Source organism: Cryobacterium sp. M15 (genome assembly GCF_002929675.1).
GTDB classification, from domain to species: domain Bacteria; phylum Actinomycetota; class Actinomycetes; order Actinomycetales; family Microbacteriaceae; genus Cryobacterium; species Cryobacterium lyxosi.
Map to the genome: position 1 here is coordinate 62,447 of NZ_PJJW01000027.1, position 23,401 is coordinate 85,847.

The 23,401-nt window shown below is 64.3% G+C and carries 26 protein-coding genes and 2 pseudogenes; 19 read left to right on the forward strand and 9 right to left on the reverse strand.

Annotation, left to right across the window (positions count from 1 at the left end; genetic code table 11):
- Positions 1 to 17: 17 nt before the first annotated feature.
- From CXY83_RS02290 to CXY83_RS02305, 4 genes are read right to left on the reverse strand one after another with little or no spacing between them, the layout of a single operon-like run.
- Complete coding sequence (locus CXY83_RS02290) at positions 18 to 416, reverse strand: flagellar assembly protein FliW (protein WP_104195798.1); 399 nt, start codon at positions 414 to 416, stop codon at positions 18 to 20.
- Positions 413 to 1,330, reverse strand: coding sequence for a flagellar hook-associated protein FlgL (gene flgL / locus CXY83_RS02295; RefSeq protein WP_104195799.1), 918 nt, complete (start codon positions 1,328 to 1,330; stop codon positions 413 to 415). The genes CXY83_RS02290 and flgL overlap by 4 nt, the downstream gene beginning before the upstream one ends.
- Before the next feature lie 3 nt (positions 1,331 to 1,333).
- The gene (gene flgK, locus CXY83_RS02300) at positions 1,334 to 2,782 is read right to left on the reverse strand and encodes a flagellar hook-associated protein FlgK (protein ID WP_104195800.1); all 1,449 of its coding nucleotides are present in this window, start codon (positions 2,780 to 2,782) and stop codon (positions 1,334 to 1,336) included.
- A gap of 40 nt (positions 2,783 to 2,822) precedes the next feature.
- The gene (locus CXY83_RS02305; protein ID WP_104195801.1) at positions 2,823 to 3,308 is read right to left on the reverse strand and encodes a flagellar protein FlgN; all 486 of its coding nucleotides are present in this window, start codon (positions 3,306 to 3,308) and stop codon (positions 2,823 to 2,825) included.
- Between the two features lie 290 nt (positions 3,309 to 3,598).
- Between CXY83_RS02305 and CXY83_RS02310 the strand changes: the two genes are divergently transcribed.
- From CXY83_RS02310 to CXY83_RS17305, 18 genes and pseudogenes are all read left to right on the forward strand, one after another.
- Positions 3,599 to 4,423, forward strand: a complete 825-nt coding sequence (locus tag CXY83_RS02310) for a sigma-70 family RNA polymerase sigma factor (RefSeq protein WP_104195802.1) — start codon at positions 3,599 to 3,601, stop codon at positions 4,421 to 4,423.
- A 190-nt stretch (positions 4,424 to 4,613) separates the two neighbouring features.
- Positions 4,614 to 5,792: a flagellin gene (locus CXY83_RS02315; RefSeq protein ID WP_104195803.1), complete on the forward strand. Its 1,179-nt coding sequence runs from the start codon at positions 4,614 to 4,616 to the stop codon at positions 5,790 to 5,792.
- A gap of 163 nt (positions 5,793 to 5,955) precedes the next feature.
- The gene (gene fliD, locus CXY83_RS02320; protein ID WP_104195804.1) at positions 5,956 to 7,335 is read left to right on the forward strand and encodes a flagellar filament capping protein FliD; all 1,380 of its coding nucleotides are present in this window, start codon (positions 5,956 to 5,958) and stop codon (positions 7,333 to 7,335) included.
- Between the two features lie 11 nt (positions 7,336 to 7,346).
- Positions 7,347 to 7,775, forward strand: coding sequence for a flagellar export chaperone FliS (gene fliS / locus CXY83_RS02325; RefSeq protein WP_166786207.1), 429 nt, complete (start codon positions 7,347 to 7,349; stop codon positions 7,773 to 7,775).
- The gene (locus tag CXY83_RS02330; protein ID WP_146069825.1) at positions 7,756 to 8,127 is read left to right on the forward strand and encodes a hypothetical protein; all 372 of its coding nucleotides are present in this window, start codon (positions 7,756 to 7,758) and stop codon (positions 8,125 to 8,127) included. Before fliS ends, CXY83_RS02330 begins: the two co-directional genes overlap by 20 nt.
- Positions 8,128 to 8,284: 157 nt before the next feature.
- Positions 8,285 to 8,626, forward strand: coding sequence for a flagellar basal body protein (locus tag CXY83_RS02335; RefSeq protein ID WP_104195806.1), 342 nt, complete (start codon positions 8,285 to 8,287; stop codon positions 8,624 to 8,626).
- Positions 8,623 to 9,012 carry a flagellar basal body rod protein FlgC gene (locus CXY83_RS02340; protein WP_104195807.1) on the forward strand — a complete coding sequence of 130 codons (390 nt, stop codon included), beginning with the start codon at positions 8,623 to 8,625 and terminating at the stop codon, positions 9,010 to 9,012. The genes CXY83_RS02335 and CXY83_RS02340 overlap by 4 nt, the downstream gene beginning before the upstream one ends.
- On the forward strand, positions 9,012 to 9,326 hold the full coding sequence (fliE, locus tag CXY83_RS02345; RefSeq protein WP_104195808.1) for a flagellar hook-basal body complex protein FliE: 315 nt from the start codon (positions 9,012 to 9,014) through the stop codon (positions 9,324 to 9,326). Before CXY83_RS02340 ends, fliE begins: the two co-directional genes overlap by 1 nt.
- Positions 9,326 to 10,942 (forward strand): flagellar basal-body MS-ring/collar protein FliF, encoded by a 1,617-nt coding sequence (gene fliF, locus CXY83_RS02350; RefSeq protein WP_104195809.1) that lies wholly within the window; start codon positions 9,326 to 9,328, stop codon positions 10,940 to 10,942. The genes fliE and fliF overlap by 1 nt, the downstream gene beginning before the upstream one ends.
- Positions 10,939 to 11,955: a flagellar motor switch protein FliG gene (gene fliG, locus CXY83_RS02355; RefSeq protein ID WP_104195810.1), complete on the forward strand. Its 1,017-nt coding sequence runs from the start codon at positions 10,939 to 10,941 to the stop codon at positions 11,953 to 11,955. Before fliF ends, fliG begins: the two co-directional genes overlap by 4 nt.
- Positions 11,945 to 12,562, forward strand: a complete 618-nt coding sequence (locus CXY83_RS02360; RefSeq protein WP_104195811.1) for a FliH/SctL family protein — start codon at positions 11,945 to 11,947, stop codon at positions 12,560 to 12,562. Before fliG ends, CXY83_RS02360 begins: the two co-directional genes overlap by 11 nt.
- Positions 12,559 to 13,896, forward strand: coding sequence for a FliI/YscN family ATPase (locus CXY83_RS02365; RefSeq protein ID WP_104195812.1), 1,338 nt, complete (start codon positions 12,559 to 12,561; stop codon positions 13,894 to 13,896). Before CXY83_RS02360 ends, CXY83_RS02365 begins: the two co-directional genes overlap by 4 nt.
- Positions 13,893 to 14,357 carry a flagellar export protein FliJ gene (fliJ, locus tag CXY83_RS02370; protein ID WP_104195813.1) on the forward strand — a complete coding sequence of 155 codons (465 nt, stop codon included), beginning with the start codon at positions 13,893 to 13,895 and terminating at the stop codon, positions 14,355 to 14,357. Before CXY83_RS02365 ends, fliJ begins: the two co-directional genes overlap by 4 nt.
- Positions 14,354 to 15,037, forward strand: a complete 684-nt coding sequence (locus tag CXY83_RS02375; protein WP_104195814.1) for a C40 family peptidase — start codon at positions 14,354 to 14,356, stop codon at positions 15,035 to 15,037. Before fliJ ends, CXY83_RS02375 begins: the two co-directional genes overlap by 4 nt.
- A complete protein-coding gene (locus CXY83_RS02380) occupies positions 15,034 to 16,647 on the forward strand; it encodes a flagellar hook-length control protein FliK (RefSeq protein WP_104195815.1) in 1,614 nt (537 codons plus the stop codon). Before CXY83_RS02375 ends, CXY83_RS02380 begins: the two co-directional genes overlap by 4 nt.
- A gap of 12 nt (positions 16,648 to 16,659) precedes the next feature.
- Positions 16,660 to 17,142, forward strand: a complete 483-nt coding sequence (locus tag CXY83_RS02385) for a flagellar hook capping FlgD N-terminal domain-containing protein (RefSeq protein WP_104195816.1) — start codon at positions 16,660 to 16,662, stop codon at positions 17,140 to 17,142.
- 80 nt (positions 17,143 to 17,222) lie between these two features.
- Positions 17,223 to 18,425 carry a flagellar hook protein FlgE gene (locus CXY83_RS02390; RefSeq protein WP_104195817.1) on the forward strand — a complete coding sequence of 401 codons (1,203 nt, stop codon included), beginning with the start codon at positions 17,223 to 17,225 and terminating at the stop codon, positions 18,423 to 18,425.
- Positions 18,426 to 18,558: 133 nt separating this feature from the next.
- Positions 18,559 to 18,939, forward strand: a pseudogene (locus CXY83_RS17305) (site-specific integrase); the annotation flags it as partial.
- A 793-nt stretch (positions 18,940 to 19,732) separates the two neighbouring features.
- Here the strand turns inward: CXY83_RS17305 and CXY83_RS02400 are convergent.
- The 4 genes and pseudogenes from CXY83_RS02400 to CXY83_RS02415 all read right to left on the reverse strand — a co-directional run.
- Positions 19,733 to 19,987, reverse strand: a pseudogene (locus tag CXY83_RS02400) (hypothetical protein); the annotation flags it as partial.
- 74 nt (positions 19,988 to 20,061) lie between these two features.
- The gene (locus tag CXY83_RS02405) at positions 20,062 to 20,364 is read right to left on the reverse strand and encodes a hypothetical protein (protein ID WP_104195819.1); all 303 of its coding nucleotides are present in this window, start codon (positions 20,362 to 20,364) and stop codon (positions 20,062 to 20,064) included.
- A gap of 31 nt (positions 20,365 to 20,395) precedes the next feature.
- Positions 20,396 to 20,698, reverse strand: coding sequence for a hypothetical protein (locus CXY83_RS02410; RefSeq protein ID WP_104195820.1), 303 nt, complete (start codon positions 20,696 to 20,698; stop codon positions 20,396 to 20,398).
- A 74-nt stretch (positions 20,699 to 20,772) separates the two neighbouring features.
- A complete protein-coding gene (locus CXY83_RS02415; protein WP_104195821.1) occupies positions 20,773 to 21,654 on the reverse strand; it encodes a helix-turn-helix transcriptional regulator in 882 nt (293 codons plus the stop codon).
- A gap of 143 nt (positions 21,655 to 21,797) precedes the next feature.
- On the opposite strand from CXY83_RS02415, the gene CXY83_RS02420 reads away from it, so the two are divergent.
- A complete protein-coding gene (locus tag CXY83_RS02420; protein WP_104195822.1) occupies positions 21,798 to 22,565 on the forward strand; it encodes an SDR family oxidoreductase in 768 nt (255 codons plus the stop codon).
- 99 nt (positions 22,566 to 22,664) lie between these two features.
- On the opposite strand, the gene CXY83_RS02425 is transcribed toward CXY83_RS02420, so the two are convergent.
- The gene (locus tag CXY83_RS02425) at positions 22,665 to 23,042 is read right to left on the reverse strand and encodes a TM2 domain-containing protein (protein WP_198416577.1); all 378 of its coding nucleotides are present in this window, start codon (positions 23,040 to 23,042) and stop codon (positions 22,665 to 22,667) included.
- Between the last annotated feature and the right edge of the window lie 359 nt (positions 23,043 to 23,401).

Genomic DNA, 23,401 nt, shown 5'->3' on the forward strand with positions numbered 1-23,401 from the left:
CGGGTAACCAGTCGAAGCTAGGCGGCAAGGGCGCCGAGCTCGGCGTGCAAGGGCCAGTCCTGGTCATCGAGGATGACCTGGGCGCAGGCACCGGTGTGGGCGTTGACCACGATGGGAGCCATCAGGTTCACCGTCGTGGTGCTCTCGCCGGGGTTGATGACGACGAGCACGAGAGCGTCGTCGGGCGTCGTCAGCGACAGGGCCATGGACTGCTCGCTGGAGATCGCCGGGGTGTAACTCGGTAGAAAGATGGCCGCGTCGAGCACGAACAGGCGCGTGGTCGGCTGAGCGGATGCCTGCAGCGAGTACAGACCAGCGGCTCCGTCGATCTCGTCGAGCACAAAGTCGGTGAGCGGAGCCAACCCGGGTGGGGGAGACACAAAGCTCAGAGTCGGACTGGTGAGAGTACTGCTCATGCGAGAAAGTCCATCAGGGTCGGTTGGAGTACACGGGCAGTGACAGCGAGCGCAGCCTGATAGGTCATTTCCTGGAGTTTCAAATCGAGGATGACCTGGCCGAGGTCGGCGTCTTCGATGCCGGAGCGCTGGGCATCCAGTGTGCCGGCTTTTTCGAGCAGGGTGGACTGGGCGCGTTCAATTTGTACTTGGCGGGCGCCGATTTCTGTGTGCTGACCAACCATGACTGCCATCCGTTCATCAATAGTCGTAAGACGTGCTCCCACATCAACGGGCGTCGTCGAGCGCAAGTCTCGCACGATGTCGTCGAGCAGGTCGAACACCGAGCCGGAGTCCGGGCTGGTCGGAGCGTCGAAGATCGCGCCGCCGTCGGCGTCGACCCGTACGGTGCTGGTGGCGCTGATGCGCCGTTCGACGCTGCCCGTGCCACCCATATAGTCGTATGTCTCCGGGTTCGTGCCCAGCGCGATAAACGCCGTGGCATCATCCGAATTACCGGCGAAGACGCTACGGCCGAGAAACGTCGTGTTGGCCTGGGTTGCGAGGTCGGTCTTGAGACCTTCCAACTCGACGGCGATCGCCTCCTTCGCGGCAGCCGTGAGCGCTCCGGAGTTCGCGCCCTGCACCGTGAGGTCGCGCACGCGGTTCATGATGTCGGTGGCCGAAGATAGGGCGGAGTCGATCGTGGTCAGCCAGTTGTTGCCGTTGTCAGCGTTGGCGCTGTACTGGTCGACCGCGCGTATCTCGGCCCGCACCGACATCGCTGCCGCGGCGGCGGTCGGGTCGTCTGAGGAACGATTGATGGTCTTCAGCGTGCTGGCTTGTTCCTGCAAGCGCGCCAGCTGGCTCAGGTTCTCTTGTAGATTGCGCTGGGCCGCGCGCATCTGGGTCTGGTTGGTCACCCGATCGATCATGATCTACCTCCCGACCAATCCGGTGCGGTTGATCAGGGTGTCGAGCATTTCGTCGACGGCCGTCATCATGCGAGCCGCCCCCTGGTACGCGTGCTGGAACATGAGCAGGTTCACGTTCTCTTCGTCGAGGTCGACCGAGGAGTTGGCGAGTTGTTGGTTGGCGGCCCCCGACGACGTCGAGCTGGCCAGCGCTGCCGACTGCAGCTCGCTCTGCGTGAGCACGCCGGTCTTCGTCACGAAGTCCGACCAGACCGTGCTCGGTGAGACGATGACGCTGCCATCCGGAGCGAATCCGGCGCCCAGCTGGGCGATTGCATCCGCTATTGTGCTGTCGTACGCGCCAGAATCATTTGACGCGCGAACGGCCATATCAGCGGATGCCTTCGGCACAATACTGAGAGCCTGCGCGGCCGGTGTGCCCGCCGCGATGGCGAAGAACTTTTGCTGGGTCTCGCCGGCTTGCGTGAAGCCGGTCTCGTAAATATCGTTGACCTTTTTGGCGAGGTCCTGGGCGAACGAATTATAAGCATCTGCGGCTTCGGCCAAAGCACCACCCGTGGCCAGAGTGTCTTGACTGGCTGGGCCCAGCAATGACAGCGCGCCGGCGATTTCGCCGCCGTCTACTGAGACCGGTGTCCGAGCACTGCCTCTCCACTCAAGCTGCACGGACACGTTGTCCTGCATGACCCGTGCACCAGTGACGTCTAGCTGATGAGCCGTTTCCCCGGAGACGAGCGCGTTACCGCCGACGAGCACGTTGACGGTGCCGTCGGCCTGCTCGGTGACGGTGGCTCCGGTGAGGGCGGCGATCGTGGTGGTGAGGGAGTTGCGCTGGTCGAGCAGTTCATTGGCCGTACCGCCCGTGGCGAGGCTCTGACGAATCTGCACGTTGAGTGCGGCGACCTGAGTGGCCGCGCCGTTGAGTTCGGAGACCATATTGTTTAGGTCGGTGCGCACCGAAGTCCACTCAGTCGAGACGGCCCGGTAGCCCTCCGAGATCTGCGTGACCAGTTCGCCGGCGGTTCCAAGCAGCAGCGCGGCGGGAGCGGCTGTGTCCGTGCCATTGGACAGTGTCTGCCAGCCGGCCCAGAATTCGTCGAGCTTGGCGGAGATGCCATTCTCGCCGGGTTCATTCAGCGAGTCTTCGATCGAGGCGAGCGCATTCGCACGTACCGCCGTGTAACCGGCGGTTGCCGCAGTGGCTCGCACCCGCGAGTCGAGTTGGGTGCTGGCGAGGCGTTCGATCCCGACCAGGGCTACCCCTTCGCCGACTCGAGCGCCCTGCGAAAAGACGCCGGTCGATGCCGTGGCGCCGAGAGCAGAGGTTGACACGCGTTGCCGGGTGTAGCCGTCTGTATTGGCGTTGGCGATGTTCTGCCCGACCACGTTCAGGCCTTGCCGCGCGGCGACGAGGCCAGTGTACGCGGTGTTCAAACCGCCGAAAGTGCTCACCGGGTGGTCCAGTCCTGTCGCTTATAGGTCATAAGGTGCCTTAGAGGTTGCGGTCGAAGATGCGAGCGACGGTTTCGGGAGCGGCGGTTGCGCCACTCGCATCATAGGTACGGGTGTTGACGTTCAACGTGCTCAGAGTCTCCTGAGTGGAGCGAACGGCTGCACGAATAAATCGTTCGTTCGTGTCCCGCAGTTCCCTGATCTGCAGGGTGAGATCGCCCATGGCCTTCAGGTGAGAGGCAAAGATTTCGCCCCACGGGCCGGCCGGGGAGTGTGCAGCGAGTTCGCTCAGAGTGGCGTCCTCGGAAGTGCCCCACTGGGTGGCCAGCGCAGCGACTTCGACCGTGCGGGCGAGCCCTGCTTCCCGTACCAACATCAAAACCTGTTCGACTTCCCGTGTGGCGTATTGCAGCCAGCGCGATTTGCCGCCCTGGAGCAACAACTGCTCCTCCTGGAGTTTAAAGATGAGGAGCTCCAACAGCTCGCGTTCGCGCCACAGCAGCGCAGACAGTTCATTGGCGCCCATGACCACTCCACCCATCATTTTTGGCCTAGGCCAGCGTCACACCAATGCGTGCCGTCCGGTTCATTCGTGAACACTATCGGCCACCGTGTCATGCCGGTTAGGGAATTCACGGTGAGAATAGCGAGCGTGTCCTCTAAAGAGAGGACGAAACTATGCCATAAATGGGCATTAAGTGGTCCCCATTTGCCCACAACTGGGGTAGCTTTGACCCTGAGGCCGATGTGCCTCGCGTTGGGGTGATCAGGTCATCTCCCCACGCTGGAGACACGTGACATGTTTCGGGGGCCGCTGTGAATCGGAAAGACCGTAATGCGCTTGTCGTGGAGAACCTGCCGCTTGTCGGCTATCTCGTATCCGAGGTTTGGGCCAAAGCTCGTCACCTTTCCCGCGACGACCTCGCGTCGGCCGGCGCCCTGGCACTGATCACATCCGCGGATGCCTTCGATCCCGCTCTCGGAGTTCCCTTCGGTGCCTTCGCTCGCCGCCGCATTATCGGCGCTTTCGCCGACGACATGCGCTCGAGCGACTGGGCAACCCGCTCGGCTCGCCGTCGCATCAAAGAAACACTCGCCGTGCAGGACACGCTCTCGGCAGCGCTCGGGCGCACCCCCCGTGTGAACGAGATCGCTGACGCTCTTGGCGTCGACCGCGATACCGCAGCGGCGGGCCTGGCCGATGCGGCCCGGACCCTCTCAGCTCTCGACGACACAACCGCCGAGTTTCTCGTGGCTGATACGGCCATGCCAGAAGAATCACTGCTCTCCACCGAACGCCTGGTCTACCTGCGTGCAGCGGTCGGCGCCCTGCCCGACAAGATGCGTGCCATCGTCGAGCAGGTCTATTTCGATGATCGCTCGGTCAAGGACATCGCGGCTGAGCTAGGCACCACCCACTCCGCCGTGTCGCAAACGCGCGCCGAAGCGATTCGCCTGCTGCGCGACGGGCTGGTCACGCACTACTCCGACGAGACCGTGGCAGAGTTCAAGCCGGAGTCCCGCATCGCGCCGGCCCGCCGCAGCGCTTACCTGGCCCGCCTCGCTGGCCTGGCAAGCGTGGGAATGACTCGTACCGCGCAGGAACCCCAACGTCTCGACACCGCCCGCGCTGCATCCTGACTCTTTCCTGACGCTGCACGGCGGCGCCTGTTGTGGCGCCGCAATCGCGCACGCTCCCCAGTGAGCCCACGCACGGTGCTGACAAAACAGTCCCTGCGGATTTCTAACCCGCCTCCGAAACTGGCCGATAGCTCAAAGTGCTGGCCCATGGATGGGCCGGTGTATTCGACCCAATCACGGAGGATTCATCATGGCCATGCAGGTAAACACAAACATTGCGGCGAACAACGCGTACCGCAACCTCGCAACAACACAGAACGACCTGTCGAAGTCGCTGGAAAAGCTCTCCAGTGGTCTTCGTATCAACCGTGCAGCGGATGACGCAGCCGGCCTCGCAATCTCGGAAGGCCTGAAGTCGCAGGTCGGTGGCCTCACCGTCGCCGCCCGCAACGCCCAGGACGCCGTCAGCGTCATCCAGACCGCTGAGGGTTCGCTCAACGAGGTCACCTCGATCCTGCAGCGGATGCGCGACCTCGCCGTTCAGGCCGGTAACGACTCGAACAACGTCGAGTCGCGCGAGGCGATCACGACCGAGGTAGACGCTCTTCGCGAGGAGCTCACTCGTATCAGCGATTCAACGAACTTCAACGGCACCAACTTGCTGGACGGCAGCAAGACTTCGCTGAGCTTTCAGGTCGGCGCAAATGGCGACGCTAGCAGCCAGATCTCGGTCAACCTGACCGACGTTGGAGATGTCACGAACGCGCTCAGCGGATTGGACGCCAACGGTGTTGCGCTCAAGGGTGCCGCTTTGTCCTCTGGCGTTACGTTCGCTGCCGCCACCGTTGCCGGAACATTCGATATCAAGCAGGCAAGTGGTGAGACTGTTGCGGTTGTCTTTGGGGCAGCCAAGGCCGCCCGCACCGATGCAGAAGTGCTGTCCACCTTGCAGACTGCAGTGGGAAGTGCTTTCACAGTAACCGCCGATTCAACAGCCGGCAAGTACACGATCGTGTCGAAGGATGGGACTGCGGCTGGCGCCATTTCGGTCGCCGCCAGCACTACCGACACCGCAGTAACGGCTGCTGGATTTACGGCAGGTGCTGCCGGGAATGCAGTCGTAGGGGATCTCGATTTCTCCAGTGCGGTCAACGCGGCGACGGCTATCACGACAATCGACCGGGAGATTTCCGCGGTCTCCACGGCTCGCGCCGACCTTGGTGCAAACCAGAACCGGTTCGAGAGCGTCATCAAGAACCTGGCCGTCTCCAAGGAGAACCTCACCGCTGCTGGATCGCGTATTCGCGACACCGACATGGCTGAAGAGATGGTCAAGTACACCCGTGCGAACATCCTGTCGCAGGCCGGTACCGCCATGCTCGCGCAGGCGAACCAGAGCAACTCGGGCGTTCTTCAGCTCCTCCAGTAACACCCGCTGAATCGCACGACCAGATCGATCCTGATCTGAGCTTGGTGGCGGCCGAGGCGCGTTTTGGATACGCGCCTCGGCAGCCCCAGGCTTTTTTCACACCAGCACGGGCATCTGCTCTGTCAGAATGCACCAGAGCACTAAACCCAGAGAAGGTCACGCAATGTCTCTCGCAGTCGATGGCCTGATCAGCGGCCTGGACACCACCGCGCTCATCAACTCGCTGATGACCCTCGAGGCCGGCCCGCAAAATCAGCTGAAGGCCAGGGTTTCCAGCTCGAACACCCTGGTAACCGCGCTCCAGGGGTTGAACGCCTCAATCGCCTCGCTCGCCACGCTCGCCAACAAGAGCGCCACAACCGACTCCCTCAATATCTACGCTGCCACGAGCAGCTCCGCGACGGTGACGACCTCCGCGTCGAGCAACGCCGCCACCGGCTCGCTCGACATCGTCGTCGCTCAGCTCGCACAGGCGCAGTCGGGCGTCACCGCCGCGATGACCGAAGCATCGACCGTCGACTACACCCTGGTCGCAAACGACGGCACCGAAACAGCAATCACCGCCGCCACGACCGCGCTCGACGACGTCGTCACGGCCATCAATGCGGCAGAGGCCGGCATCACCGCCACCAAGATCGCCTCCGGCACCGACGCCGCGGGCGTGACGCAATACCGTCTCCAGCTGATTGCCGACGAGACCGGCCGGGGCGGCGCCTTCGCGCTGCATGCCGGAACCTCCGCCATGGTGGCCGATGGCACCTCGAGCAATATGCTCACGGCACCCGGTGCCGCACTGATTCGCACCGCCCAAGACGCCTCGGTCACCCTGTGGAAGGGCACCGCCGCCGAGCAGGCGATCACGTCATCCACCAACACCTTCGCCGACCTGCTGCCGGGCGTTGCGGTCACGGTGTCGGCCGTGTCGACGGACCCGGTCACGGTGAGGGTGAGTCGTGATGATGCAGCGGTCAGCTCGCTCGCCAAGGGTCTCGTCGATTCACTCAACGGTGTCTTCGCGCTCATCTCGACGAAGTCTGCCGTTGTGAACAGCACCGACAGCACCGGAAAAGCTATCGTCTCGGGCGGCGTGTTCAGCGGTGACAGCACCGTGCGCGATGTCAAGCAGCTCATTCTGAACGCGGCGTCGGCTCCAGTCGACGGCCGCTCACCGAGTGAAATCAGCATCAGCATCACCAAGACCGGCACCCTGGAATTCGATGCCGACAAGTTCGCCACGGCGATGAAGAACGACCCCGAGTTCGTCAAGCTGGTGCTCAGTGAGATCTCCAGTCGCGTCGCTACTGCTGCCACAAGTGCTTCCGACAAGTACGACGGCATGATCACGTCGAAGATCACCGGGCAGGAGTCTCTGGTGAAGAGCCTCGGCACCCAGATCGACAGCTGGGACCTTCGACTGGCATCGCGCCGGTCTACCCTCGAACGCACCTACGCTGCGATGGAAGTGCAGCTCAGCAACATGAACGCTCAGTCGGCCTGGCTCACCGCCCAGGTCAGCGCCTTAACCAGCTCCACCTCGAAATGATGACGATGACCATGAGTGCAGGATCCAATGCCCAGCGTTCGCGCTACAACCGCGACGCGGTGCTCTCAGCCACCCCGGTTCGGCTGCTCACGATGCTCTACGACCGCCTGCTGCTCGACCTGAACCGCGCCGAAGCGGCCCAGCAGCGTCAGGACTGGCAGACGGCGTCAGACAATCTGCTGCACGCCCAGGCAATCGTGTCGGAGTTGAGCACGTCGCTCATCGTCGAGGCGTGGGACGGCGGCGAGGGACTCTTCTCGCTCTATACCTATGTCTCCACCGCTATGGTCAGCGCGAACACCAGCCGCAATCCCGCCCGTACGCACGAGTGCATCGTGCTGCTCGAGCCGTTGCGGCAGACCTGGCACGAAGCGGCCGATCTGCTGCCGGCCACGCCAGCGCCAGCCACAGGCCGAAGCGGTGAGCTCGGCATTGGCTAAGACCGCCACAACGGATGCCGCCGCTCGTGTTGCATGGGCGGCCGCCCTTGACGCGCTCGAACTCTCGCTTGATGCTGCGGCGCGAACCATTGCGGTGTCAACCATGTCAGGGTCAACCAGCGCAGAGGGGGAACTCGCGTCGGCACTGACGACCTGGACACCGCCGGTCGGCCTCGGCACCCTGCCTGCCGACTTCGTCGTTCGAGCCAGTGACTTGCTCTCCAACCAGCAAAAACTCATCATCGAACTCGAACAGGCGCGAAGCCTCACACTCAAACACCTCACGGCCGTACGGTTGGTACCGTCCAAGCGCGACGCGCGGGCATCCGTGTATCTGGATGTTGCCGGTTGAACAACAGCCATCATCCGTAGCGCAACAATCCGGGAGAATGTTCTCACGAACTGCTTACGGTTCTGTCGGGCTGACCGATAGCAAGTGGTGAGCACGGAGTGCTCATAATCAGGCCAAGGATCGGCCGACGTGTCTTTCGTCGACGAAGCGGGTACGAATGCTTGATTCCGTGACCTCCCTAGCCCTCACCAGCGCATTGGACGGTCTGGCCCTGCGCCAGCGCACGATCGCGAACAACATCGCGAATATCAATACGCCCAACTATCACGCAAAGGTCGTCTCCTTCGAGAGCGCTCTGGCCCAGTCAGTCGCCGATGGCAGTGGCCTGGCGGCGGCCACAACCGAGCGCTCACTCGATCCGACCCTGCTGAACGGCAACAATGTCAACCTCGACACCGAGACCCTCGCCAACTTCGACGCGTTGCTGCGCTACCAGTTCGCGGCTCGGGCAGTCGAGGGGCCGGCCACGTCAATGCGCGCCGCGATGAAGACCGCCTGATGGTCGACGCCATCGGTATCGCCGGAAGCGGAATGACCCTGCACCGCAAATGGCTCGACGCCATCGCCGACAACCTCGCCAACGCCAATACCGCCACGGCAACCAACGACGCTGCTTTCCAGGAACGCTACGTCGTGGCGCAGGAAGGTGTCGGCAACGTCGGAGCCAGCACGAGCGCCGCATTTGGCGGTGCCGAGGGAACCCTCGTCTACGAGCCGGAGCATCCTTTGGCCGATGCCGACGGTTATGTGCGGTACCCCGAAATCGACCTGGCGAAGCAGATGGGCAACCTCATCATGGCCCAGCGTGGCTACCAGGCCAACGCCGCCGTCGTCGACCGGGCCAAGACTGCCTACGAAGCCGCACTACAGATCGGACGTGGCTGATGCCGCTCAGCGCTATCAACGCAACCACCGCCGCAACGTCGCTCTCCGGCGTCATGGGCACTTCTGCCACGACCCCCACGCAGCGCATGGATGGCTCCGGCTTCGGCACCGCGCTTTCGGGCGCCGTCGATAACCTGCAGCAGCTGCAAGGAACGTCGAACGCCCTCGCCATTCAGGCCGTGACCGGTGACCTCAATGACATTCACACCGCCACGATTGCGTCTACTCGCGCGCAGGTGACCATGGAACTCGTCGCCGCCGTGCGTAACAAAGGCGTCGACGCGTTCAACGAGATCATGAGGATGCAGGCCTGATGCCCCGGCAGGTCACCAGCGTGTTCAAGCGCTTCGGAAACGCCATTCGCGAGTTCACCATCGCCCAGCGCACAGTCGCCATCATTGGCGTCGCGGTACTCGTACTCGGCATAGCCGCGCTCAGCATGTGGGTGACCAAGCCGGCTTTCACGCCCCTGTTCTCCGGTCTTAGCGGCGAGGACGCCAATAGCATCGTCGAACAGCTGAGGACTGACGGTGTGGAGTACGAACTGGCAAATGGCGGCTCCACCATTCTGGTGCCCGAAGCGAACGTCTACGACGAACGCATCAAGGCGGCTTCGGCCGGCCTGCCCACATCGAGCACCGGGGGATATTCCCTGCTCGACACCATGGGTGTCACGTCGAGCGAGTTTCAGCAGTCGGTAACGTATAAGCGCGCACTCGAGGGCGAACTTGCCAAGACCATTGGTGCGCTCGACGGCGTTCAGATTGCTTCGGTACGGCTGGCGATCCCCGAAGACAGTGTGTTCGTATCGGAAAAGAACGACCCGACGGCCTCCGTTTTCGTTGAAACTGAAAACGGCGTTTCGCTCTCCAACGACCAGGTGCAGGCGATAGTCCACCTGACGAGCGCCTCGATCGACGGCATGGCCGCAGCCGACGTAGCTGTCGTCGACTCGACCGGCGCCGTTCTCTCCGCCGTTGGAATCGGCGCCACGGGGGGAGCGGAGCAACAGGCCTCTGACTATGAATCTCGTGTCGGTAACGCCGTGCAGGCCATGCTCGACAAGGTCGTCGGTGCCGGCAACTCCACCGTCGTCGTTGCTGCCGACATGAGCTATGAATCGGCCGAACGGGTGGAAGAGTCGTTCACCGCCCCGATCGAGACTCCGGCCCTCAACGAATCCGTTGACACGGAAACCTATACGGGAACCGGGGGCAACGCCGCCGGTGTGCTCGGTGCAGAGGCGGCCGTCGCGGCCGATGGTGCCACCGACGGCACGTTCTCGAGCGAATCGACCACCCGCAATAACGCGGTCAATAAAGTGACCGAGAGCCGTACTATCCCGGCCGGGGCAATCACCCGACAGACGGTCTCCGTGGCCGTCGACGCGGATGCCGCCGCCAATCTCAACGTGGTCGACATCACGTCCCTCGTCACCTCCGCTGCTGGAATCGACGCCATTCGCGGTGACGCAGTCACCGTCGAGGTCATGGCCTTTGACACCGCCGGTGCGGCAGCGGCAGCGGCGGCGCTCCAAGCGGCAGCGGATGCCGCGGCCGCCGAACGGTTCGCCGATATTCTGCGGGTGTCCGTGATCACCGCCGGCATTGTCATCACGCTCGTTGTCAGCCTGATTCTGTATGCACGCCGATCACGGCGCCAGAGCCGGGAATCGGTCGAGATCGGTGACCTTGCCCCAGTGCAGGACGCGCTCGGTGAAGCACCGACACCGCTGTCGGTCACCGCGTCACCGGCAACCCTGTTCCTTGACCAGGGCAATGACACCCCGACCCAGATCCTCCCGACCGTGGCGTTCGTGCCCAGCGACACCGACATCCGTCGTGCAGAAATTGACGCCCTCGCCCAGAGCGACCCGCGCAGCACCGCGGAGTTCCTGCGCGGACTCATGGATGACAGGCAGCCAGCATGAGCGATGTACTTACGGTCTTGAGCGGCACCCAGAAGGTCGCCGTCGTGCTCATGAACATGGACCGTCAGCGCGCGACCGAGGTCATGAAAGAGTTCAGCGATATCGAAGCCGAGGTCATCGCGGGCGAGATCGTTCAACTGCGCAACGTCGATCCGGCACTGGCCGAAGCCACGCTGAACGAGTTTCACGAAATTAGCCTCAAGGGCCGCCGTCTGTCCAGGGGCGGGCACGACTTCGCGATCGGCCTGCTCGAGGCTTCCTTCGGCGCTGAGCGCGCGGCCGGTGTCATGAACCGGGTCGCCACGTCGATGGCCGGCAAAGCTTTCGAGTTTCTAGACCCATCAGAGCCCGGCGACGTACTCACCCTGCTCGATGGCGAAATGCCCCAGACCGTCGCTCTCGTTCTGGCGCACTTGAGGCGCGATCAGGCATCGGCTGTTCTGGCCGGCATGGAAGCCAGTTTGCGCACCGACGTAGCGCAATGCATCGCCACGATGTCCAGCGCAACCCCCGAGGCCATCCGCATCGTCACAGACACACTCAAACTGCGCACCGGCAAGATCGTGGCGCGCGCGAGCGCAGAAGTCATCGGCGGTATCCAGCCGCTCGTTGACATCATCAATCGAGCGGATGCCGCTACCGAGCGGGCGCTGCTGGAAAGTCTCGAAGAACGCGACCCCGCCCTCGCCGAAGAGATTCGTTCACGCATGCTCACCTTCGCCGACATCGTCAAGCTCGAAAGCCGGGACGTGCAGCAGGTACTACGCGGAATCGACACGAATGTGCTGGCCCTGGCGATGAAGGGCAGCACCGACGCCGTCATCGAGGTCATTCGGGCCAACCTCTCCGAGCGCAACCGCGATGTGCTCGACGACGAGACCAAGAGCCTCGGTCCGGTGCGCATGCGCCAGGTCGAAGACGCCCGCGCCGAAATCGTCCGCGCTATTCGCGATATGGAAGCGCAGGGAAATATCACGGTGCAGCGCGGTGCCGAGGACGAATATGTCAACTGACACCGGGTTCGGCCGTATGGCCTTTCCGCGTTTGCACGACGAAGAACAGGACCGTGCTGCCGAGCAGTCGCGCGCAGAAGGCCACGCCGCCGGCTATACCGAAGGGCTGCGCCTGGCCGCAGGGGATGTCGCGCGCCGCGCCGAAGAGATCAACGCCGAACACGCCGAAAACGAACGCTACGGTGAAACGCAGATCGACCACGTGGTGCGTTTGCTCGCTGCCGCCGCCCGAGCCCTCGACGAACGCAGCATCCCACTTATTCAGCAGGCGGAATCCACCCTCGTGAACACGTCGCTCGAACTGGCCGAAGCCATTCTGGGCTGCGAACTCAGCCACACCGAGCCGTCGGCTCGCCGGGCTTTGGAACGCGCCCTGTACCAGCCTGACCAACTCGATCGCAGCGAGGTCCACAGCATTCGCATGCACCCGGAGGACCTTGTCGTGCTGCACGCGCAGACGCGGGCGCTGGAGAGCATCCGCTTCGTCGCCGATTCCGAGCTCAAGCGCGGGGACGCCATCACGGAATTCAGTGACGGGTTTCTCGACGCACGCATCAGCACGGCGTTCGCCCGCGCGAAGGCCGCCCTTGCCGAGGTCGAAGCATGATCACAGCCTGGCGTCCACGCACCGCGCAGCTCGCACAAGCGATCGAAGCCGGCCGCCCTGAGCGGGTCGGTATCGTGTCGTCCATCGTCGGGCTCGGCGTGGAGGTGCGTGGCCTGCGCTCGGCAATCGGCGACATTGTCACTCTCGACGCCCGTCCAGGCCACGAAGGAATCGATGCGGAGGTCGTCGCCACGACCCAGACCAGCATTCGGTGTATGCCGCTTGGCCGTATCACCGGGTTGCAGGCGGGGGCCCGGGTGCGATCAGCCGGTTCGTCCCTGCTCGTGCCCACCGGTCGCGGCCTGTTCGGGCGCGTCATCGACGGTCTCGGCCGCCCGATCGACGGCAAGGGACCGCTCGATTCCGACGGTGCCGTTTTGCTCGAACACGACAGCCCGTCGGCCATGCACCGGGCACGCATCACGACCCCGCTGCACCTGGGCGTACGCGTACTCGACACGCTCACGACGGTCGGTCGCGGCCAGCGCATGGGACTGTTCGCCGGTTCCGGCGTGGGAAAGTCGTCATTGCTGTCGATGATCGCTCGTGGAACGGATGCTCAGGTATCGGTCATCGCGCTGGTGGGGGAACGCGGGCGTGAGGTTCGGGAGTTTCTCGAAGACGACCTGGGCCCGGAAGGCCTGGCCCGTTCCATCGTCGTGGTCTCCACCTCAGACGAACCCGCAATGATGCGGTTACGCGCCGCGTTCACCGCGACCCGCATCGCCGAATCGTTTCGCGATCAGGGCGCCGACGTCATGCTCATGATGGACTCGCTCACCCGCGTCGCCATGGCCCAGCGCGAAATCGGCCTTTCGGTCGGCGAACCGCCGGCTACCCGTGGCTATCCGCCGTCGACTTTCTCGGTGCTGGCCCGACTCCTCGAACGCGCCGGAACTGGTGAAACCGGCTCGATCACTGGAATTTACACCGTGCTCGTCGACGGCGATGACCACAACGAACCGATTGCAGATGCGGCGCGGTCTATTCTCGACGGTCACGTTGTGCTCGACCGTAAGCTTGCCGTCACCGGCCATTTTCCGTCGGTCGATGTGCTCGCCTCCATTTCTCGCGTTGCCTCGCGGGTGAACAGTCCGGAACGAAACGCGATCGCGACGGCCCTGCGCACGGTGATGGCGGCCCGTCAGGGCGCCCAGGACCTGCTCGACGTCGGAGCGTATAGGGCCGGCACCAACCCAATGGTCGATGTGGCCGTTGAGAATGACTCGGCCATCAAAGCTTTCCTAAAGCAGCGGATGAACGACCAGACTCCCAGCGAGCAGGCCTGGGCCCAGCTCACCCGACTGACCCGTGCGTTCGGGTCTGTCGCATGAGCCGCCTCTTTCCTCTTGCCGGACTGCTGCGATTGCGCAAGCTGCAGCAGGACCAGGCTGCCCTCGACCTGGCCGAAGCGAACGCCCGGGTGGCGGCGATCGAGGCCCGCCATGGGCGCGCCCGCACTGCGCTCGGTTCCCTCGGCAATTCCCCGCAGACCATCGCTGCTCTCAACGCCATGGCCGCGGCGCGGTCGTCGTCGCGCAGCATGCTTGCCGAGCTTGAAGCCGTTGGCCGCAACCACCAGGAGAGCCTGGACTCGGCCCAGACTACGTACAACGCGGCCAGGGCCGAGTCGGTCGCGCTCGAAAAACTGCACGAGCGGCACGCTGCCGCGCTGCTGGCGCAAGACCTGCACGCCGAGCAGACCGTGCTCGACGAAATTGCCGGGGCGCGGTGGCACCGCTCCCATCCCGGTACGAACAATACCGCCACGATGAACGAGGAGGAGACACCATGACGATGATCGCGGCCATGGGGCGAATCAGCCAGATCCAGGCCACACTGCAGCAGCTCTCCAGCGTGGCTTCAGACCGGGTACCGACAACGGCTACAGCGACAACGGCCACAGCGGCGACGACCGGTGCGGCATCCGCTTCGGCTGGTAGCTTTGCAGCGACCCTGGCGGCGGCGCTCGGCACTGCCGGCACGACCGCAACCAGCGTGACCGGATCGGGCACGGGCGCAAGCGGCACTGACGTGGTCGCCTCCGCACAGAAATACCTCGGCGTGCCCTACGTGTTCGGTGGTGAAGATTCCAGCGGAATGGACTGCTCCGGACTCGTGCAGACCGTCTATGCCGATATCGGTATAGAACTGCCGCGACTCGTGTCGGGGCAGATGAAGATGGGAACGGAGGTCGCTTCCCTTGCGGAAGCCCAGCCGGGCGACCTCATCGTCACCAGTGGTGGCGACCACATTCTCATCTACGCCGGCGACAACAAGGTCATTCACGCGCCGTATCCAGGCCGCACCGTCTGCCTGCGCGAGGCGTATATGACGGATGCCGACATCACCACCATCCGCCGCATCATTCCGACCGACACCGCTGTCACGGGCGCCGGCCCTGCCGACATGCTCAACGCAGCCTTTACCGCTTTCGCCCAGCAGAACCCAACAGTCACGGGAAGCGCACAATGACTCTCATTCTCGGTCACTTTCGCCCAGCCGCAGCGCCGTCTGCGCCCGTCGCCGCGCGCGAGACGAGGTCGGTGTCGCCGGGCGCCGATGCCTTCGGGTCGATCATGGATGACGCCCTTGCGGGGCGCACTGGCGCTTCATCGGCCCCGGAGCCGACGGAGCCGCCGGTGTCGACGGAGCCGCCGGAGCCGACGGGGGATCATGCTGCGGATTCCACAGCCGGTTCGACGTCGTCGTTGTCCGTAGTGCACCCTGATTTCGTCGCAGCGGATGCCACCATTCCGGTCGTCCCCGTGTCGTTCCCGGCGGCTTTTGCGTGGGATAACACGGCCGCAGTGGTAGCCGACGGCACTGGCCATTCGGTAACCTCCGTTTCGGCTGCTCACTGGAACGCACTCGATGCGGCGGCACCTGTCACGGCGGCCGTTGCGGCACTGGCCGCAACGGCAGGTACGTTCGGTGTCACGGCGGGTTCAGCGGCGTCGATTGCTTCGGCCGCCGTAGCAACGATCCCCGCACTTCGTACGCCCGACCCTGCAACAAGAACTATCGCTGTTGTACTCCCCACCGGCGATGCGGGCGCAGCAGCCCCGACCGCCACGACGTTCGCCTCCGTCGTCGTCGTCGCAGCTCCGACCGCTGCGGCTCAAGCGGCGGCGGCCTCGAGCCGTGCCACCGTCACGGCAGCGTCCGCGGCTGATGCCACACCCACGGCGTTCACCACGGCTGAAGTCACAGCGGATGTCACAGCGTCTGTGACAGCGTCGACGACTCCGCCGCCCGCCTCAGCAATCTCCGGAGTGGTAACTGCGTCACGTGTCCCGGCAACTGCGGTAGGTGTCCCGGCAACTGCGGCAGGTGTCCCGGCAACTGCGGCAGACGTCCCGGCAACTGCGGCAGGTGGTGCGGCGCAGGCTGGTGCGGCACAGGCCGGTGCGGTGCGAAACACTGCCACGCTGAACACCGCGGTTACCATCGCGGGGGCGTCTGGCTTCGCGGTGCCCGACTCCGTGCGGCTGACCGGGCGAGGCGCCGACGCCGTTGCCGACACCGACACCGACGCCGTCGCGCACTCGGCATCATTGGCGCCCGCGGCATCCGCCCTGCCCACTGCTGGGCCCATCGGGTTGCCGGCCGTGGTGTCGACCCCCACAACCGCTGTAGTGGCCGCGCCCGCTTCGGTCAACGCCATGCCGCTCACCGCCCAGATCATGAAGCCACTGTTCTCGCTCACCACCGCGGCCCCCGGTGAGCACGTGCTGACCATCAGCGTGTCGCCCGACAATCTGGGACCGGTCACCGTGCGGGCGCATGTGACGGGGGAGGGTATTCGGGTGGAGCTGTTCGCTCCTACAGACCTGGCCCGCGACGCCCTGCGCGTGATTTTGCCCGACCTACGTCGTGACCTCGCCGGTTCCGGGCTGAGCGCCCAGCTCAACCTGTCGTCCGATAGCCAGGCCGGCGATCCGAGCGCCACCCGTCAGCCGCGCTCCGAGGCTAACGCACGCAATAGCGACGCTCGTAGCCCAGACGGCCGAGCACCGGATACTCCGCGCGAGCAACGACCACCCCAATTCGGATCTACCCACACCATTGACGTACTGGCTTAGAAGGAGAAAACCGTGACTATCGACGCCCTGGCGGCCACTGCCGCCGCTCCGACCGGAATGTACTCGTCTACAACTACGACGCGCACCCCCAAACAGTCCATGGACTCGGAGGTGTTCATGTCGCTTCTCGTGAAGCAGTTGCAAAACCAGGATCCCAGCTCCCCGATGGATACCAACGAGATGATCGCCCAGACTACCCAGCTCGCCATGATGGAAAAGCTCACCGAAATGGCCACCGCGAGCGAGGAGGGCTTCTCCCTGCAGATGCGCACCTCGGCGACAGCCCTGGTGGGGGAGACGGTCACCTATACCGACGCCGACGGCGTCGAAATCACAGGGCTCGCTTCGTCGGTATCATTCGCCGGCCCCATTCCCACGGTCACCGTCAACGGTGAACCGGTGGCCCTCGACGTCATCTCCGGCGTGACCAGCCCCACGGTCACCGACGACACCGCAGTCGCTAAAGACCCCGCGGAGTCGACCACCGCGGCCTGACCCCCGGCCCCAAGCTCAGCGATCCCGTCACTTCACCAACTTCACCGCGTACTCCTTCTTTCTCGAAAGGCTTGCATCTCATGCTTCGTTCTCTCTACTCCGGTATCTCTGGCCTTCGTTCACACCAGACCATGCTCGACGTGACCGGCAACAACATCGCCAACGTCAACACGACGGCGTTCAAGGCGTCTGCCACTCAATTCCAAGACACCCTGTCGCAGCTGACCGAGGCCGCCGGCGGCGCCACGGCCACCACCGGTGGTACCAACCCGGCCCAGGTCGGCCTCGGTGTGCAGGTCGCTGGAATCTCCACGAACTTCGCCCAGGGCTCCGCGCAATCTACCGGCAAGACCACCGACCTTATGATTTCCGGCGATGGCTTCTTCATCACGTCTCTCGGCGGTGAAAGCCTCTACACCCGCGCCGGTTCCTTCAATTTCGACTCGGCCGGCCGACTGGTCTCGCCCGACGGCGCGATCGTACAGGGTTGGGGCGCCGTCAACGGCGTCGTCAACGCTGGCGGACCGGTCAGCAACATCACGCTACCCGTCGGCGCGATTGTTCCCGCGGTCAGGTCACTCAGCGCGACCTTCACCGGAAACCTGCCAGCGGATTCCCCGGTTGGCGAGTCCCTTGTACGCACCGTCGATGTCTACGATGACCTCGGCAATTCCCGAACGGTGTCACTGACGTTCACCCGCACCGGCCAGCCCGGCGCTGATGGCTGGATTGTGTCGAACACGAATGACGACGCTGCTCAAACCCTGCAGCTCACCGCTGAGGTCGACGCGCAAGGCAAGGCCACGGGTAATTTCACCAGCTTGAATAACCTGACGGTTGACGAGATCGCCATGAACTTGAACGACCTCAAGGGCTTCGCCGGTCTCCCCACCGTTGCCGGCAACACCGACGACGGCAGCGCGGCCGGCACGCTCAACAGCTACACGCTCGGTGCCGACGGCACGCTCATCGGCCTGTTCAGCAATGGCGAACAGCAGGCCATCGGTCGCATAGCCCTGGCCACCTTCGTCAACCCCGGCGGGCTCGAGAAGGCTGGCTCCTCCGCGTACCGCGCGACCTTCAATTCTGGTGGCGCCGAACTGGGCACCCCGGGCGCGGCTGGCCTCGGCTCCCTCACCAGCGGTGCACTCGAAATGTCCAACGTTGACCTGTCGCAGGAATTCACCAACTTGATCGTCGCCCAGCGCGGCTTTCAGGCCAACGCCCGAATCATCACCACCTCAGACGAGGTCTTGCAGGAGCTCACCAACCTGAAGCGGTAAATCTCCGGGAATGTCGTCTGTCTCCTAATCCAGAGCTGCTCCAAGTCATGGTCCCGGGTAAATACCGGGACCACGACTATCCCTCAATTCTGCTTCACGTCATACTGGTGTCACTCAGAACGAGAGGCTCCAAATGCGACGGGTTCGGATCCAACAAGGCGGCGTCTGGGACCCCGACCTCATCGAACAGGACCTCGGCCAACCCCCGCTCGACATCCCACCCCTGCTCGCCCCCGTCCTCACCATCGACGGCCACATCGAACCTGACGCCTCAGCATGGCTCGCCTACGTCGCCGCCCGCACGGGCGGTCCCTACAGCACGAAGACGTCCGTCAGCTACGCCGAAAGCCTCTCCCAGTACGTCGCCTTCCTCGTCGACCGAAACACTTCTCTCCGCGGCGCCACCAACGTCCACATCACGGCCTACGTCAACCAACGCACCGTCAACGACCAAACCCGCGTCGCCGGAACAACTTGGAGCCGCGACCGCACAGCCATTAAGCAGTTCTACGTGTGGCTGCGCGACACCCACCGCATCCAAGTCCCCATCACCCTCGACAACATCCGGACGCCCCGAGGCGTCGTAACCTCCATGCGTGAAGGCCGCAACGTACCAAAGGCCAGCGCCGCCGGCACCCCCCTTGAGCCACCACAGATTGACGAACTCCTCGGCACCGCCTGGATCCACGGCGCCAACCGCGCCACCACCGGAACCCTCACCGGCGCCCGCGACGCCGCCTTCATCGCACTCGGCGTCGCCTGCGGCGGCCGCGTCGACACACTCGCCCACCTCACCATCTACGAACTCCCCGACCAAAGCCGCCCCGGCGACCTCGTCGAGATGTACCTCCCCGGCGCTACCAGCAAAATCCGCCGCGAAGTGCGCCTCCCAGCCTTCCGCCACCACCTACAACGCGTCCACGACTACGCCAACCCCGACGGTGGTTCCCGCAACGCACTTCTCAAAGGCTGGACACCAGCCGACCCCATCCACGTCGCCGAACTGCCCACACCCACCTTCCGCGGCATCATCGACACCACCGGCACCGCCCGGCTCTTCAACACCATGACCGCCAGCGAACGCCGCCGCCTCGTCACCCCCAGCGGCGAACCCGCCATGCTCTTCATCTCCACCCGCGACGGCGCACCACTGCAATACGCTACCGCGCAAGAGATCACCGGAGACGTGTCCGCCATGGCCGAAACAAACGCCCACAAGCGCGGCACCTTCTTCCCGCACGTCCACAGTCACGACCTCCGCCACACCTACGCCACCCATCTCGCCGCGCTGTTCTTCCTCGGCGTCGCCACCGGCGCCGGCCGTGACATGCACGGCAACCCCCAACGCGTCGACATCCGCAGCGCCCTTCAAGACCCAGCAACCGCCGCACGATTGCGGTGCGGTTCGTCCAGGGGCATGCCCGCGCGGCCACAAGGCGATATCGACCGGTCTCGACGGGTCAGCCGTCCCGCGCGTCACGGGTGATGCAATCTTCGATGTAGTTGGTGTCGCGATCGAAGGGCTGGCCGGGTTCGATGTAACGGGGCGTCAGGTTGGTCATGCTCTCACGCTACAACGAATGCCTCCGTGCCAGCCGGTGTGTTCCTGCCTGCCGGTGCGTAGCGCACCGGGTGATTAGATCTGTTCGGCGATTTCCGCGTCGGAACGGGCGTCGACGATGCCCCACATCATGTGGGTGGGGCCGCTGCCGTCGCTGCGCGGCTCGGCCGGGCGAGACGCCCAACGGTTCGCGACCGCCGCGCTGCTCAACGCGGCCAGCGATGAGGCAATGGTGCGGTGCAAAATCTTGCCGGCAATGACCCGCCCGTCTGGAGCCAGCCGCCAGCCGCGCTTATGCGCGATCACCTGGCCGATCTCGTCGTCGCTCAGCCACCGCGAAAAGCTGCGATCCGGGGCGCCAACGTCGGTGAGTTTCATGATGATCGTTCCATGAAGATCACTGTATCGGCTACTCGGCCGAGGCCTGCAGATGATGAATGGCCCACCCGGTGGCGCCGCCGAGGGAGACCAGCAGCGTCTCAGCAGCAGCCCGGGCGTCGCTGTCACTCCGCGGATCGGTAACGTCGATGGCCAACGGGGGCGCTTCGCCGAACTTCGGTACCTCCACCGTGACGCGACCCCCGTCGGGCAACGCGACGAACGGATGCGCCGCGCTACCCTGCACGGGCCGGCCCACAACCTGAGAAATCGCGCTCAGCGCCTCCGGCTTGGTCACGGCCGCCACCACAATGATCGTTGCCTGATAGCGCATGGGTCTCCTCTGATAACGCGTCTGATCAACGCGGTCGAGCCGAATACCCTGACCCTAGCGCTGCTGGTGCCCGGTCACCCGGCAACGGTGGTTTCTGGGCTCCGCGCCGGCCGTGTCTGCTGCACGTTCCAGGCGGCCAGAATGCTCAGCGCATCGGCGGACGGCGAGCCGACCGGGGCGCTGTACACAAACAATTCCTGATCCGGTTCTCCGGCAACGGCAAAGTTCTCGAAGTCCACATCGATGCGCCCGACGACGGGGTGCACCAGCCGTTTGATGCCGAAGGTGCACTCGTAGACCCGATGCTCGGCCCACATCGCTTCAAATTCGGGGCTCTGCTCCATCAGCTCCTTGATCAGCATTGTCATGGCGGGGTCGTGCGGGTGCCTCAACGTGTCCCGTCGGAGGATCGCGGCCACATCCGCTGCGATCAGGTCCCAGTCCTGGTAGTACGACCGTGCAGACGGGTCGAGAAAGGTCCAGTGCGCCAGGCTCCGCCGGTGACCCGTGCGAGCGCCAAAGTCGGCCATCAGCGCCACCGCGAGGGAATTCATGGCCAGAACCTGCATCCCCGGTCCCAGCACGAAGGCGGGGGAGCCGGTGAGGGAATCCATGATGCCCTGCAGCGGCGCGCGCACCGTGCTCGTGCGTCCCCGCACGTCGAGCCGCCCACCCGTCGACGCTGACAACAGCGTGAACAGGTAGGTGCGCTCGGTCTCGTTCATGCGCAGGGCCACGGACAGGGAATTGATCACCGCGTCGGATGCCTGGGTCACGCGGCCCTGTTCCATGCGGGCGTAATAATCCACGCTCACCCCGGCTATTCCGGCAACTTCGTCCCTGCGCAATCCCGGCACCCGCCGCACGGTCCGGTTCAGGGGCAGTCCCACGTCGCCGGGCGCAAGCCGAGCCCGGGCAGAGCGCAGAAAATCAGTGAGGGTGCCAGCGGTGTCCATGACTCCAGTATCGCCCAGGCCGGCTGCACATCAGCCGGGGACAACTTGTCCTAGGAAGACGGGGGCGCGGTTGTGCGGGCATATCCGGGCGCTCCGATGGTTCCCCTAGGTGTGGGCATTCACGTCCGCACGAAAGGAACACCATGACTTTGTCCGCAAACCTCAACGGCCGCGTCGCGGTCATCACCGGCGCGTCGAGCGGAATCGGTGAGGCAACTGCACGTCAGCTCGCTTCCCGCGGCGCATCGGTTGCACTGATCGCGCGTCGCGCTGACAAGCTTGAAGCGCTCGCCGCTGAGATCACCGCCGCCGGCGGAACCGCGCTCGTGATCGTCGCGGACGTGACGGATGCCGACGCCATCAGCCGCGCCGCCGCCACCGTTGAGAAGGAGCTCGGCACCACGAGCATCCTGTTCAACAACGCCGGCATCATGCTCCCCGCCCCCATGCAGGAGCACGCCGTCGATCAGTGGAAGCACCAGATCGACCTCAACGTCACGGCGCTCGTCACCACCATCGGTGCGTTCGTCGACCAGCTCGTTGTCAGTGCCGCGAAGGGCGGCCCCTCGGACCTCATCAACACGAGCTCCATCGCCGGGCAGAACATCTTTCCCAACTTCTCGGTGTACTCCGCCACGAAGGCGTTCGTCACGCACCTGACCACCACACTGCGTGTGGAGCTCGGTGCACAGGGCGTGCGCGTGGGATCGATCGCACCGGGGCTTGTGAAGACCGAACTGGCCGGTCACGTGACCGACGCCGGCGTGTCGGATTGGATTGCCGGTGCTGACGACAGCATCACACTGCTCAACGCTGAAGACATCGCCGAAATCATCACCTTCACGGTGAGCCTCCCCGCACACGTGAATCTGCAGCACATCGCCGTCCTTCCCACCGGACAGCCCTCGTAACGCAGCCGCAGCACCGAAACGCCCCCGACCTCCTGTACCGAGGCCGGGGGCGTTTCGGTGTGATGGGTGAGGTGAGCCAGTCAGCCTCCCACCAGCACGTCAAAGATCGCGCTGAGGCCCGACACGGCGGCCGACACGAGGACCCCCACCACCGTGACCAGCCAGGCCGTTTTTTTTGTTCGCGTCGAAACCGGACAGGGGCAGGCCCTGCCTGTCACGCTGTGAACCGGTCAGCACGAGAATCAGATCGATGAGCCACCAGAGGCCGAAGCCTCCCAGAGTGATCAGTTTGAGTGTTCCGGTCTCTGCTTTGCCCAGATAGAACCGGTCCACGGCGAGAAATCCGAGCAACCAGGAGAACAGCCAGGTTGCTACGAAGGAGCGATCCGACACGGGGGCGTAGCCGGAAGATGCGGGGTACGGCGGGTGACTCGCAGACAGATTGCGCGCGGCGCGGTCGGCTTTTCCTGTGCTCATCGGACTTCTCGTCTTCGGGACCACGCCGTTGCCGCCGCCGGTTCGACACAGGCACGTCAACGACGAGCAAAACGTTGCCCCTATTCTGGCCACTCCGCTGGTGCCTGTCGACCCTCAGACTCGGGTTTCATTCACCGCGTGCGCAGCGCAATGAGCGCTCGGCCACGCGCTGAAAAACCGGGGGAACCGGGACATAATGGCTGAATCCAGCAGTCAGCGCACACTCACCGAGGAGAATTTCGATGACCACTCTGAACCCGTATTTGGGCTTTCGCGACGGTCATGTCCCATTGAGTGGTGGAGTTTCCCGGCCTTGAGCGTTGCTTCGCCAACGCGAGGAGCCACCGTGGGATGGTCAG